Annotated in this window: 13 protein-coding genes; 10 read left to right on the top strand and 3 right to left on the bottom strand. The window is 65.9% G+C overall.

Features of this window, described 5'->3' with window-relative positions:
- Nucleotides 1–163 precede the first annotated feature (163 nt).
- The 5 genes from gshA (at nucleotide 164) to ptsP (ending at nucleotide 5,896) form a co-directional block, all read left to right on the top strand.
- Nucleotides 164–1,453: a glutamate--cysteine ligase gene (gene gshA / locus C7401_RS14640; RefSeq protein ID WP_112172091.1), complete on the top strand. Its 1,290-nt coding sequence runs from the start codon at nucleotides 164–166 to the stop codon at nucleotides 1,451–1,453.
- Between the two features lie 125 nt (nucleotides 1,454–1,578).
- Nucleotides 1,579–2,532, top strand: coding sequence for a glutathione synthase (gshB, locus tag C7401_RS14635; RefSeq protein ID WP_112172090.1), 954 nt, complete (start codon nucleotides 1,579–1,581; stop codon nucleotides 2,530–2,532).
- A gap of 431 nt (nucleotides 2,533–2,963) precedes the next feature.
- Nucleotides 2,964–3,548, top strand: a complete 585-nt coding sequence (locus C7401_RS14630; protein WP_112172089.1) for a PTS sugar transporter subunit IIA — start codon at nucleotides 2,964–2,966, stop codon at nucleotides 3,546–3,548.
- Nucleotides 3,549–3,634: 86 nt separating this feature from the next.
- Complete coding sequence (locus tag C7401_RS14625; RefSeq protein ID WP_112172088.1) at nucleotides 3,635–3,904, top strand: HPr family phosphocarrier protein; 270 nt, start codon at nucleotides 3,635–3,637, stop codon at nucleotides 3,902–3,904.
- Between the two features lie 252 nt (nucleotides 3,905–4,156).
- Entirely contained in the window at nucleotides 4,157–5,896 is a 1,740-nt protein-coding gene (ptsP, locus tag C7401_RS14620) for a phosphoenolpyruvate--protein phosphotransferase (protein WP_112172130.1), read from the top strand.
- Between the two features lie 78 nt (nucleotides 5,897–5,974).
- Here ptsP and C7401_RS14615 read toward each other — a convergent pair whose 3' ends face one another.
- The 3 genes from C7401_RS14615 to gpmA form a co-directional block, all read right to left on the bottom strand.
- The gene (locus tag C7401_RS14615) at nucleotides 5,975–6,736 is read right to left on the bottom strand and encodes a HesA/MoeB/ThiF family protein (protein ID WP_112172087.1); all 762 of its coding nucleotides are present in this window, start codon (nucleotides 6,734–6,736) and stop codon (nucleotides 5,975–5,977) included.
- Between the two features lie 170 nt (nucleotides 6,737–6,906).
- The gene (locus tag C7401_RS14610; RefSeq protein WP_112172086.1) at nucleotides 6,907–8,487 is read right to left on the bottom strand and encodes a S41 family peptidase; all 1,581 of its coding nucleotides are present in this window, start codon (nucleotides 8,485–8,487) and stop codon (nucleotides 6,907–6,909) included.
- A gap of 362 nt (nucleotides 8,488–8,849) precedes the next feature.
- The gene (gene gpmA, locus C7401_RS14605; RefSeq protein ID WP_112172085.1) at nucleotides 8,850–9,599 is read right to left on the bottom strand and encodes a 2,3-diphosphoglycerate-dependent phosphoglycerate mutase; all 750 of its coding nucleotides are present in this window, start codon (nucleotides 9,597–9,599) and stop codon (nucleotides 8,850–8,852) included.
- A 233-nt stretch (nucleotides 9,600–9,832) separates the two neighbouring features.
- On the opposite strand from gpmA, the gene C7401_RS14600 reads away from it, so the two are divergent.
- The 5 genes from C7401_RS14600 to C7401_RS14580 all read left to right on the top strand — a co-directional run bounded on the left by C7401_RS14600 (nucleotide 9,833) and on the right by C7401_RS14580 (nucleotide 12,868).
- Nucleotides 9,833–10,258 (top strand): rhodanese-like domain-containing protein, encoded by a 426-nt coding sequence (locus C7401_RS14600; RefSeq protein WP_112172084.1) that lies wholly within the window; start codon nucleotides 9,833–9,835, stop codon nucleotides 10,256–10,258.
- Nucleotides 10,255–10,515 (top strand): glutaredoxin 3, encoded by a 261-nt coding sequence (gene grxC / locus C7401_RS14595; protein WP_112172083.1) that lies wholly within the window; start codon nucleotides 10,255–10,257, stop codon nucleotides 10,513–10,515. Before C7401_RS14600 ends, grxC begins: the two co-directional genes overlap by 4 nt.
- Before the next feature lie 226 nt (nucleotides 10,516–10,741).
- Nucleotides 10,742–11,206, top strand: coding sequence for a protein-export chaperone SecB (secB, locus tag C7401_RS14590; RefSeq protein ID WP_042270084.1), 465 nt, complete (start codon nucleotides 10,742–10,744; stop codon nucleotides 11,204–11,206).
- 47 nt (nucleotides 11,207–11,253) lie between these two features.
- Nucleotides 11,254–12,252 carry an NAD(P)H-dependent glycerol-3-phosphate dehydrogenase gene (locus tag C7401_RS14585; RefSeq protein ID WP_112172082.1) on the top strand — a complete coding sequence of 333 codons (999 nt, stop codon included), beginning with the start codon at nucleotides 11,254–11,256 and terminating at the stop codon, nucleotides 12,250–12,252.
- Nucleotides 12,253–12,334: 82 nt separating this feature from the next.
- On the top strand, nucleotides 12,335–12,868 hold the full coding sequence (locus tag C7401_RS14580; RefSeq protein WP_112172081.1) for an O-acetyl-ADP-ribose deacetylase: 534 nt from the start codon (nucleotides 12,335–12,337) through the stop codon (nucleotides 12,866–12,868).
- Nucleotides 12,869–12,885 lie beyond the last annotated feature (17 nt).

The raw sequence follows: 12,885 nt of genomic DNA, 5'->3' as shown, positions 1-12,885 counted from the left end.
CGGGTGAGGCCGGGTCGAATCGCTTAACGTGATCAAGGCGATGAACCCCGCTTTGCCCAAGGGGATCCGTGAGCGCAAAGCCATCTTGCAACTGGCGCAATCGTCCCCAGATAAAGGGCCGGTTTCCCTACAATCTCAGCATTACGTCCGCGAGTCACCCCTTATGGTCCCGCATCTGGTTACGGCGTTGAATGGCCCGCTCCTCGAACTGGAGCAGCGCATTCTCGACGCGACGCCGGCCATCGAGCGCTGGTTCCGCCTCGAATGGCAGGAGCACACGCCGCCGTTCTACGCTTCGGTGGACCTGCGCAACGCGGGCTTCAAGCTCGCGCCGGTCGACACCAATCTTTTTCCCGGCGCCTTCCACTGCCTGCCGCAGGAAGTGTTGCCGCTCGCCGTGCAGGCGGCGATGGCCGCGATCGAGAAGATCTGCCCCGACGCCAAGAACCTGCTCGTGATTCCCGAGATGCACACGCGCAACGCGTTCTATCTGGAGAACGTGGCGCGGCTCGCCACGATCATGCGCCAGGCGGGCCTGAACGTGCGCTTCGGCACGCTGGACGAAACCATCGCCGGGCCGGTCACGATCTCGCTCGCGGACGGCCAGAAAATCGTGCTCGAACCGCTCGAGCGTTCGCAGCGCCGTTTGGGTCTGAAGAACTTCGACCCGTGCTCGATCCTGCTGAACAACGATCTGTCGGGCGGCATTCCGCCCGTGCTCGAAAACCTGCACGAGCAGTATGTGTTGCCGCCGCTGCACGCGGGCTGGGCGGTGCGCCGCAAGTCCACGCACTTCTCCTGCTATGACGACGTGGCGAAGAAGTTCGCCAAGATGGTGGGCGTGGACCCGTGGATGATCAACCCGTACTTCTCGCACGTGGAAGGCGTGGACTTCGAGGCGCGCACGGGCGAGGAGCAACTGGCCACCGCCATCGACGCCGTGCTCAAGAAGATCGCGAAGAAGTACCGCGAGTACGGCATCACCGAAAAGCCTTATGTCGTCATCAAGTCCGATGCCGGTACGGACGGCCGCGGCGTGATGACGGTGCACGACGCCTCCGAGGTCGCCGCACTCACGAAGCGCGAACGTGCGAAGATGTCGGCCACGAAGGACGGACTCGAAGTGCGCGACGTGATCGTGCAGGAAGGCGTGTACACGTTCGAGCACATCGGCGACGAAGTGGCCGAGCCGGTCGTGTACATGATCGACCGCTACGTGGTGGGCGGCTTCTACCGCGCGCACGGCAGCCGCGAGCGCGACCAGAACCTGAACGCGCCGGGCATGCATTTCGTGCCGCTCGGCTTCGAGCACACGGCGCTGCCCGACACGCGCGCGAAAGCGGGCGCCGCGCCGCCGAACCGCTTCTACATGTACGGCGTGGTCGCGCGGCTCGGTTTGCTCGCGGCGTCGGTCGAGCTGGAGAAGACCGACCCCGAGGCGATCCAGGTCTGAACCGCGCGAAGGGCTCGTTCGCCATTCTTCGGACAATACAACGCAGCGCCCGCCACCGTGCGGGCGTTGCCGTCATGACACCCGGCATCACACCCGGTGCCACGCAGGGAAACGACAGGGACGATATGGATATTCTCTTCATCGCCGATCCGCTCGAGCGGTTCAAGATCTACAAGGACTCGACCTACGCGATGATGGCCGAGGCCGCGAAGCGCGGCCACACGCTCTTTGCGTGCGAGCCGCAGCACCTCGCATGGATCAATGGCCAGGTCGAAGCCGACGTGCGGCGCTTCGAGATCGTCGGCGATACGGCGGACCTGCATCGCGAAACGTGGTTCAAGGACGCGCCGGATTCGCGCGCGCTCACCGGCTTCGACGCCGTGATCATGCGCAAGGACCCGCCGTTCGACATGGAGTACGTCACGTCCACGTGGCTGCTGGAGATCGCCGAGCGCGCGGGCGCGAAGATCTTCAACAAGCCGCAGTCGATTCGCGACCATTCGGAAAAGCTCGCCATCGGCGAGTTTCCGGACTTCGTCGCACCCACGCTCGTCACGCGCAGCGCCGCGCGCCTGCGCAAGTTCCACGAAGAGCACCAGGACGTGATCTTGAAGCCGCTCGATGGCATGGGCGGCATGGGCGTGTTCCGCGTGAAGGCGGACGGCATGAACCTCGGCTCGATCATCGAGATGCTGAGCCATGACGGCGCGCGCAGCGTGATGGCGCAGAAGTTCATCCCCGAGATCAAGGACGGCGACAAGCGCATTCTGCTGATCGGCGGCGAGCCGGTGCCGTACTCGCTCGCGCGCATTCCTCAGGGCAACGAAGTGCGCGGCAACCTGGCTGCGGGCGGGTTGGGCGTGGCCCGGCCGCTCACCGCGCGCGACATCGAGATCGCCAAAGCGCTCGGGCCGACGCTCGCGGCACGCGGCCTGCTGCTCGTGGGGCTGGATGCCATCGGCGACTGGCTCACCGAGGTCAATGTCACGAGCCCGACGTGTTTCCGCGAAATCATGGAGCAGACCGGCTTCGACGTGGCCGCGATGTTCATCGACGCGCTGGAGCGCGCGGCTGCCTGAACTGTGCTGTGATCGGCGTTGCGGCCGCGTTTCGAGGGCCGCACCTGGCGTGCGGGCTTGAAAGCCCGCTGTATGGCGGCATCTGACGGATGTGGGCGCTTTGCAGGGCAGGCGCTCCACCAGGACCTTGCGTGGTCGGGCGGCTTCTGGCCTTTTCGGACCACGAAAGGTCACGCAGGCGGCGCAGGTCTGTGAACGGCGCGCGACATCTGTCGCCGCTGTGAGCAGAACCGCCTCGCGTGCGCGAAAATGACCCTGCTACAATGCCGCGAGCCTGCGTTCCGGGCTGGCAAGCCGGCGTCATACAAGATGCTCCGGCTGCCGCGCGGTGCGTGTTCCGACCCTGCGAGCCCACGGCTGGCCGCGGGTTCGGCGCTGCCGGATGCGTATCCGGCGGGTCAACCAGAGCCGTTTATTGCAGTCACGCTGACATGGCAGGAATTCTGATCATTGCGCACGCACCGCTCGCCACCGCGCTACGCGAGTGCATCGCGCATATCTATGGCGGTTGCCCGGCGCGCATCGGCGCGCTCGACGTGTTGCCCGACAGCGACCCTGCGGAAGTGGTCGCCAAGGCGAATTCGGAGATCGAGCGACTGCGCGAGGAAAACGGCGCGCTCGTGTTGACCGACATGTTCGGCGCGACGCCCTCGAACATCGCGGCGCGTCTCGCCACCGTGCCCGAGGTGCGCGTGCTGGCGGGCGTGAACCTGCCGATGCTCGTGCGCGCCGTGTGCTACCGCGCCACGCCGCTCGACACGCTTGTCGAAAAGGCGCTGGCCGGGGCGAGCAAGGGCGTCCAGACCATCGGGCCCTGCACGCCGCCTCCCGCCGAGTGCGGCTGCGCGCCCACCCCGTGCGCCGAGGCCGTGGCCGACGCCGCAAGCCAGGTGGCGAGTCAGGCTGCGAACCCGGTTGCGAGCCAGGCTGCAAGCGAGAGCGCAACGAGCGTGACGCGTGGCACGGTTGGCGCGGATTGCGCCCAGGCGGGCCTGCTAAGGCCGGCGGGCACCTGAGCGCGGGGCGCACCACGGCGAGCCAGGCCACAAGACTCACCGCAAGAACATAGCCACACTTCCACACACTGCGTCCGGATCGACCTATGCTGCAACAAGAAACGACCATCGTGAACAAACTCGGCCTGCACGCGCGGGCGTCGGCGAAGCTGACGCAGCTTGCAGGCAACTACCAGGCGGAAATCTGGATGAGCCGCAATGGCCGCCGCATCAACGCCAAGAGCATCATGGGGGTCATGATGCTGGCGGCGGGCATCGGCAGCACCGTGGTGATCGAAACCGAAGGCCCGGACGAAGCCGACGCCATGAGCGCGCTGCTCAAGCTGATCGCCGACAAGTTCGGTGAAGGTCAGTAAGACGCGCGTAGTTCTCGCGTCAGTCCGGAACGCCGCGCTTAGCCGCGGCGTTTTCTTTTGTGCGGCGCCTTCGTGAGGATGCTTGACGATGCTTCCGGGCGACGCCGCAGGCTGCTGCACGAGGACGCAGTGAGGCCTTTGCAGGCGCACATCGCCACATTCGGCCGCCGCGGAATTTATAATCATCGCCGGGGTCTGAGAGAGCGCATTGCAGCGGTTTGCCGCAGCATCAAATAACCAGAGGAGGTGCGCGTGCCGTTCACGCTGCATGGAATTCCCGTATCACGCGGTATTGCCATCGGGCGAGCGTATCTGATCGCCCCGGCTGCACTCGACGTCGACCATTACCTCATCGAGCCCGCGCAGATCGAGGACGAAATCGTGCGTTTTCGCGCGGCGCTCAAGGCCGTCGAGCAGGAACTCGACGCGCTGCGCGCCGACCTCGCCGCTGACGCTCCCTCTGAAATGGGCGCGTTCATCGGCGTCCATCTCATGATCCTGAACGACGTGATGCTCGTGCAGGAGACTATCGACCTCATCCGCACGCGCCGCTTCAATGTGGAGTGGGCGCTTACCGAACAGCTCGAACGCCTCTCGCGTCACTTCGACGACGTGGAGGACGAGTACCTGCGCGAGCGCAAGGCCGATATCGAGCAGGTCGTGGAGCGCGTGCTGAAGTCGCTCGCGGGCGCGATGCCCGCTACGCTGCACGGCGGCTGCGACGAGATGATCGTCGTCGCGCACGACATCGCGCCCGCCGACATGTTGCAGTTCAAGGGCCAAACCTTCCAGGGCTTCGTGACCGATCTGGGCGGCCGCACCTCGCACACGGCCATTGTCGCGCGCAGTCTCGGCATTCCGGCGGCCGTGGGCGTGCAGCAGGCGAGCGCGCTGATCCGTCAGGACGATCTCATCATCGTCGATGGCGACCATGGCATCGTGATCGTCGATCCCGCGCCCATCGTGCTGGAGGAGTACACCTACCGGCAAAGCGAGATGGCGCTCGAGCGGCGCAAGCTGCAACGCCTGAAGTTCTCGCCCACGCAAACGCTGTGCGGCGCGAAGATCCAGCTTTACGCGAACATCGAGCTGCCGGAAGACGCGCAGGCCGCGCTCGACTCGGGCGCGACGGGCGTGGGTCTCTTTCGCACCGAGTTTCTGTTCATGAATCACAAGGACCAGTTGCCGGAGGAGGACGAGCAGTTCGCCGCCTACCGCCGCGCGGTCGAGCTCATGAACGGGCTGCCCGTGACGATCCGCACGATCGACGTGGGCGCGGACAAGCCGCTCGAAGCCATGACCGGCGCCGACGGCTACGAAACCGCCGCGAATCCGGCGCTCGGCCTGCGCGCGATCCGCTGGAGCCTGTCCGAGCCGCAGATGTTCCTCACGCAGTTGCGTGCGATCCTGCGCGCCTCGGCCTTCGGCGCGGTCAAGATCCTGATTCCGATGCTCGCGCACGCGCAGCAGATCGACCAGACGCTCGACCTGATCCGCGAGGCGAAGCGCCAGCTCGACGACGCCGGTTTCGCCTACGACCCGAACGTCCAGGTCGGCGCGATGATCGAGATTCCGGCCGCGGCGCTCGCGCTGCCGATGTTCCTGCGGCGTCTGGATTTCCTCTCGATCGGCACCAACGACCTGATCCAGTACACGCTCGCCATCGACCGCGCCGACAACGCCGTGGCCGATCTGTACGACCCGCTGCATCCGGCCGTGCTGCAACTGATCGCGCATACGCTGCGCGAGGCGAAGCGTGCGGGCGTGCCGGTTTCGGTGTGCGGCGAGATGGCGGGCGACCCGGCGTTCACGCGCTTGCTGCTCGGCATGGGGCTCACCGAGTTCTCGATGCATCCGAGCCAGTTGCTCGTGGTGAAGCAGGAGATCCTGCGCTCGCAGCTCAAGTCGCTGGATAAGCCCGTGGCCGATGTGCTGGCGGCTTATGAGCCTGAAGAGTTGCAGGCGGCGCTGCAACGCGTGACGCAGGCCTGAGCGCTCGCGGGCAACGGGCGCAAAGTCAAAAAGCCCCGGCAACGTCCGGGGCTTTTTGCTGTCTGGCTCAACCGTGCTTCAGGCGTGCCGGTGCGGCTCGCCGCACACCGCGCAGTCCGGCTGCCGCGCCACGCGCATCGTGTTCCACTCCATGCGCAGGGAGTCGAGCATCATGAGCCGCCCCACGAGCGGTGTGCCGATCTCGCCGATCACGCGCAGCGCCTCGGCGGCCTGCATCGCGCCGATGATGCCCACCGTGGGCGCGAACACGCCCATCGTTGAGCACGCCACTTCCTCGAACGGCTGATCCTCGGGAAACACGCAGGCGTAGCAGGGCGAGGCCTCGTCGCGAAAGTCGAACGTGCTGATCTGCCCGTCGAAGCGCAGCGCCGCGCCCGAAACGAGCGGCACGCCGTGCTTCACGCACGCGCGGTTGATGGCGTGGCGCGTGGCGAAGTTGTCGGTGCAGTCGAGCACGACACTCGCGCCGGGCACGTGCGCGTCGAGCCACGCATCGTCGATGCGCGTTTGCAGCGCGTTCACCTTCACCTCGGGATTCAGGCACGCGATGGCGTCGCGGCCCGACTCGACCTTCGGGCGGCCCACCGACGCCGTCTCGTGCATGATCTGCCGCTGGAGATTGGTGAGATCGACCGTGTCGTTGTCGACGAGCGTGATCGTGCCCACACCCGAGGCCGCGAGGTACATCGCCGCGGGCGAGCCCAGGCCGCCCGCGCCCACGACGATCGCATGCGCGTCGAGAAAGCGCTGCTGCGCCTCGATGCCGATTTCGTCGACGAGGATATGGCGGGAGTAGCGGAGGAGTTGGTCGTCGTTCATCGCGTTGCACTCGTTGCGAGGCGCCGCGACGGGCCGAAGGCCGGGGACGCGCGCCGGAAATACAGAATTCGTATTGTACCGGCGGCGGGAGGTTCGTCTTCGCGGCCCACGTTGGTCGAGGTTGGTCGACCTTGGTCGATCAACGTGGGCCGCGAAGCGGGTACTGCCTGTTACTTCGCCGGAGCCGGAGCCGAGGCGGGCGCGGGAGCCGAAGCGCCCGGCGCCATGATGAGCGCGCCCGGCTTCACGGCGATCGGAGCCGAAGCCGAAGTGGGCGGCTTTTGCTGCGCGAGGCGGCGCTCCATCGGCGACTTCGATTCGGCCACCGGCTTGCCCTGGAGCTTGTTCAGCGCTTGCTGGAGCATGAAGTCGTCGGTGGAACCGAACTCGACCGGCTTGCGCTCGCGATCCTTCTGGCGCTGCTCCGGCGTCTTCTTGTCGTTCTGCTCTTCGAGCTGGCGCAGCATGTCCATGCGCTCCTGCTCGCGCACTTCCTGCTCCTTCTTCTCGTCCGGGTCCTGCGTGTTGGCGAGGTGGTTCTGGTAGTCCACTTCACGCGTGACGAGTGCGTCGTCCGGATCGCCGTCGGCGTACTGGTCGACCGCGATGTCAGGACGGATGCCCTTGTTCTGGATCGAGCGGCCGCTCGGCGTGTAGTAGTACGCCGTGGTCAGGCGCAGCGCCGTGTCGGCCGTCATCGGGCGCACGGTCTGCACCGAACCCTTGCCGAACGTCGTCTTGCCGACGATGAGCGCGCGCTTCTGGTCTTGCAGCGCGCCCGCCACGATTTCCGAGGCCGACGCCGAGTAGGCGTTGGTCAGCACGATCATCGGCACGGTCTTGAACTCGGCCGCCTCGCCCTTGAGCGGGTCGCCGTCGAACGACGGCAGGCGGTAGTTCTCGTAGGTGTCGCGGTAGACCTGCTTCGAGTCCGGGATCTGGCCGTTCGTCGAAACGACGACCGAATCCGGCGGCAGGAACGCGCCCGCCACGCCCACGGCGCTTTGCAGCAGGCCGCCGCCGTTGTTGCGCAGGTCGAGGATGATGCCCTTGAGGTTCGGTTCCTGGCGCGCGATGTCCTGGAGCTTGGCCGCGAGGTCGGGGACCGTGCGCTCCTGGAAGCTCGTGACGCGGATATACGCGTAGCCCGGTTGCAGGATCTTCGACTTCACACTCTGCACCTTGATGATGGCGCGCGTGATGGTGAGCGGGAAAGTGCGGTCGTCGGTCTTGCGGAAGATCGTGAGCGTGACCTTGGTGCCGGGGTCGCCGCGCATCTGCTTGACGGCCTGGTCGAGCGTCATGCCGCGCACGGGCTTGTCGTTGATGCGCGTGATGAGGTCGCCCGGACGGATGCCGGCGCGGTACGCGGGCGTGTCTTCGATCGGCGAGATCACCTTGATCAGGCCGTCTTCCGACGAGATTTCGATGCCGAGACCCGCGAAGCGACCCTTGGTCTGCTCCTGGAGCTCCTGGTAATCGGTCTTGTCGAGATACGACGAGTGCGGGTCGAGGCTCGACACCATGCCCTTGATGGCCGCGGTGAGGAGCTTCTTGTCGTCGACCGGCGTGACGTACTCATGCTTGATTTGACCGAACACTTCGGCGAAGAGCCGTAGCTGGTCAAGCGGCAGCGGCTCGATGACCGTCTGCTGGGTTTGCTGCGCCTCGGCGGAAATCTGCAGAGTGGCAAATACGCCGGTCGCGAGGCCAGCGGCAATCAGGCCGATGTTTTTCAGGTTCTTTCGCATAGAGATTGTTGCGTGCGGTCGAAAAGGCGCGTGGCAGCGTCTAATGGAAAAGCGACGGACAAGTATAACTGCACACCTGCCGTGACTGTGTATATGGCGCGTACGATGGGACTAAGACAGTGCAGCCGCCGCCTGGTTCGCAAGACGTGCGCCGCAAACCCAAGCCTGGCGCGGCGCTGGCGGGAAGCTGGCATTTCTGCCAGATAGTGGCGTGAAAATGCGGGAAGCGCAGGAAGCGCGGATAAAGGGGAATGTGCAACGGTCTGTGCGGGGGCGCCAACGTTGCCGCGGTTGGCGGGTCCGGTGCTCGCCCGCGCCGGATCGGGCGGTCCGGGCGAGCACGGATGGGCGGCGGGGAGCGTTTAGCCCACCTTCTTGCCCTGGTTCGCTACGGCCGCCTGCGCCTTCGCGATAGCTTCGGCGTCGCCCAGGTAGTAGTGCTTGATGGGCTTGAGGTTCTCGTCCAGCTCATAGACGAGCGGCACGCCGTTCGGAATGTTCAGACCGACAATGTCGCTGTCCGAAATGCCGTCGAGGTACTTCACGAGCGCGCGGATCGAGTTGCCGTGCGCGGCGATCACCACCTTCTTGCCGGTCTTGATGGCCGGGGCGATCGACTCGTTCCAGATCGGCATCACGCGCGCCACGGTGTCTTTCAGGCACTCGGTGAGCGGCAGTTCCTCGCGCGGCACCTTGGCGTAGCGCGGGTCGTTGTAGGCCGTGCGCGAGTCGGTCGGCTCAAGCGCGGGCGGCGGCGTGTCGTAGCTGCGGCGCCACACGAGCACCTGCTCGTCGCCGAACTTTTCAGCCGTTTCGGCCTTGTTCAGGCCCGAAAGCGCGCCGTAGTGACGCTCGTTCAGACGCCACGAGTGGACCACGGGCAGGTACATGAGGTCCATCTGGTCCTGCACGTGCCAGAGCGTGCGGATCGCGCGCTTGAGCACCGAGGTGTAGGCGATGTCGAACGTGTAGCCGGACGCCTTGAGCAGCTGGCCAGCCTGCTGCGCTTCGCGGTTGCCCTGCTCGGTGAGGTCGACGTCCACCCAGCCGGTGAAGCGGTTTTCCTTGTTCCACGTCGATTCGCCGTGGCGGATGAGTACGAGTTTGTACATGAGGATGCCGGTCGGTAGTGAAGGAAGCGGTAATCGGGGACGGGGGCAGCGGCGCGGCGGCGGCGAAAACGCAACGGCGCGGCGGCGGCACGGTCCGGCGGGCGCGCGCCCGGGCTGGGGGGCGGTCACCCTGCGACAAACGCTTATTTTATAATGAGCGGATTGCCCGAATCCGTTTTCGCACGATTTCTCCGTTTTTCCACCCGATTTCCACTTTTGCCGGCGGACCCTCCGTGACGTTCTTCACCAATTACATCAACCTTGTACTCATCGCGATCGTCCTCATCTCAGGAGGGTTGCTCCTGTGGCCGACGCTCAAGCGCGGCGGCCGCGGCGGCGTTTCGACCGCCGAGGCGACGCAGCTGATCAACCGCCGCAACGCGGTGGTGATCGACGTGCGTCCCGCAGGTGAATTCGCGAAGGGCCATCTGCCCGCGGCGCGCCAGATCGAATTCGGCGAGCTGACGGCGAAGATCGGTCAGCTCGTGAAGAACAAGAGCAACCCGGTATTGCTGGTCTGCCAGACGGGCCAGCAGTCGCACAAGGCCGTGCGCCTCGTGAAGGAAGCCGGTTTTGCCGAGGTCCACGTGCTGGACGGCGGCGTGAACGCCTGGCAGCAGGCCGGGATGCCGGTCGTGAAACAAGGAGCTTCGAAGTGAGCAAAGTCGTCATGTACAGCACCCAGGTGTGCCCGTATTGCCAGATGGCCGAACGTCTTTTAAAGTCGCGCGGCGTCGAACACATCGAGAAGGTGCTGATCGACCGGGACCCGGCGCGGCGCGAAGAGATGATGACGCGCACCGGCCGGCGCACCGTGCCGCAGGTTTTCATCGGCGAGACGCATGTGGGCGGTTACGATGACCTCTCCGCGCTCGATCGTGCGGGCGGCTTGATGCCGCTGCTCGAAACCGCCTGACGAAAATCTGGTTTGCAGCCCCGCCGTGGTTCGATCCGGCCGTACGGCCTCGGTCAGCGGGCGGGCTGCGCAGCGTGACGTAGCGCCGCAGGGTTTCGGCCCGCGCGAGCCCGCAAGGCTTGCGCGGGCCTGTTGCCGTTCATTGCCGTAATGCGGCTCATTTTCGAGACCTTGAGATGTCGCGATAATGCGGCCGTGATCCATTCAATCAGGGAAGCCATACACCATGTCTGACGAGAACAACCAGCCGTTCTTCAACATCCAGCGCATCTACCTCAAGGACATGTCGCTCGAGCAGCCGAATTCGCCGGCCATCTTCCTTGAGCAGGACATGCCTTCGGTCGAAGTGGAAGTCGACGTCAAGGCCGAGCGCCTTGCCGAATCGGTGTTCGAGATCATCGTCACCGGCACGGTCACGGCCAAGGTCAAGGACAAGGTTGCGTTCCTGATCGAAGCCAAGCAAGCCGGCATTTTCGACATCCGCAACATCCCGGCCGAACAGGTCGATCCGCTCGTCGGCATCGCATGCCCGACGATCCTGTTCCCGTACCTGCGTTCGAACATCGCCGACGCGATCACGCGCGCGGGCTTCCCGCCGATCCACCTGGCCGAGATCAACTTCCAGGCGCTCTACGAGCAACGCCTCCAGCAGCTCGCCCAGCAAGACGGCGCAAGCAGCGCGACGCACTAACCGCGTACGCTGATCGTTTTCACGAACTACCGGTGCGGAGTATCGGAATGAACATCGCCGTTCTCGGCGCCGGAGCGTGGGGCACCGCGCTGGCAGGGCACCTCGCCCAGGCGCATCAGACCCTGTTGTGGGCGCGCGACGGCGCGCTCGTCGACACCCTGCGCAAGACGCACGAAAACGCCCGCTATCTCGCGGGCGTCGCGCTCCCCAAGGCGCTTCAATACGAAACGGATCTTGCCGCCGCGCTCGACCATGCGTCGGGCGAGGCGGATCTCGTCGTACTCGCCACGCCCGTTGCGGGCCTGCGCGACATGCTGTGCACGCTGCGCGACATGGGCCGCGTGCCCGCGCACTTCGTCTGGCTCTGCAAGGGCTTCGAGGCGCAAACGCAGTTGATGCCGCATCAGGTCGTGGCCGCCGAGCTGCCGGGCCACGCGAGCAACGGCGTGCTCTCGGGCCCGAGCTTCGCGCGCGAAGTGGGCGAGGGCCTGCCGGTCGCGCTGACGGTGGCGAGCGCCTCCGCCGCCTGCCGTGAGCGCACGCTGGCGGCGTTCCATCACCGCGCCATGCGCATCTATACCGGCGACGATGTGGTCGGCGTGGAAGTGGGCGGCGCGGTCAAGAACGTGCTCGCCATCGCCACCGGCATTTCCGACGGCCTCGGTCTCGGCCTGAACGCGCGCGCCGCGCTCATCACGCGCGGACTCGCGGAGATGACGCGCCTTGGCGTCACGCTCGGCGGCCGTGCCGAAACCTTCACGGGCCTGACCGGCCTCGGCGACCTCATTCTCACCGCAACCGGCGACCTCTCGCGCAACCGCACGGTGGGCAAGCAGCTCGCGAGCGGGCGCACGCTCGACGACATTCTCGGCGCGCTCGGTCATGTGGCCGAAGGCGTGCGCTGCGCGCAGGCCGTGCTGGCGCTCGCGCGTGCGCATGGCATTGAAATGCCGATTACCCAGGCGGTATGCGCCGTGCTGTTCGACGGTGTCGCGCCGCGCGACGCCGTGAGCGCACTGCTGCGGCGCGACGCGAAGGCGGAGTAGGGCGTTTGATGATGCGCGCTCGCTTTGCGTGAGACCAGAGTGAGTGCTAAAGCACTAACTCCAGATCGCATTGGAGGACCGTATGCTTAGTATCGGAAATTGCCGCATCGAGGCGCAGGCCGTCGACATCACCACCTTGAAGGTCGATGCGATCGTCAATGCCGCGAACGAGTCGCTGCTCGGCGGCGGCGGCGTGGATGGTGCGATCCATCGCGCCGCCGGGCCCGATCTGCTGCGCGAGTGCGAGACGCTACACGGCTGCCCGACCGGCGACGCCAAAATCACCGGCGGCTACCGCCTTCCCGCGAAACACGTGATCCACACCGTTGGCCCCGTCTGGTACGGCGGCGGCCGCGACGAAGCGCATCTGCTCGCGTCGTGCTACCGGCGCTCGCTCGACTGCGCGCGCGAGGCGGGTGTGACGAGCATCGCGTTTCCGGCAATCAGTTGCGGCGTCTACCGTTTTCCCGCCGACGATGCAGTGCAGATCGCCGTCGCGACCGTCATCGACGCATTGCCGGACTCGCCTGCGCTCGTCCATGTGATCTTCGCGTGCTTCGACAATGCGATGCTCGCGCGCTACGAGCGTGAGCTGGCAGCGCGCGGCAAGGCGTAGCGACGCGCCTGCCTTCG

Source organism: Paraburkholderia unamae (genome assembly GCF_003268775.1).
GTDB lineage: Bacteria > Pseudomonadota > Gammaproteobacteria > Burkholderiales > Burkholderiaceae > Paraburkholderia > Paraburkholderia unamae.
This window is presented reverse-complemented; position numbering and strand designations above follow the sequence as displayed.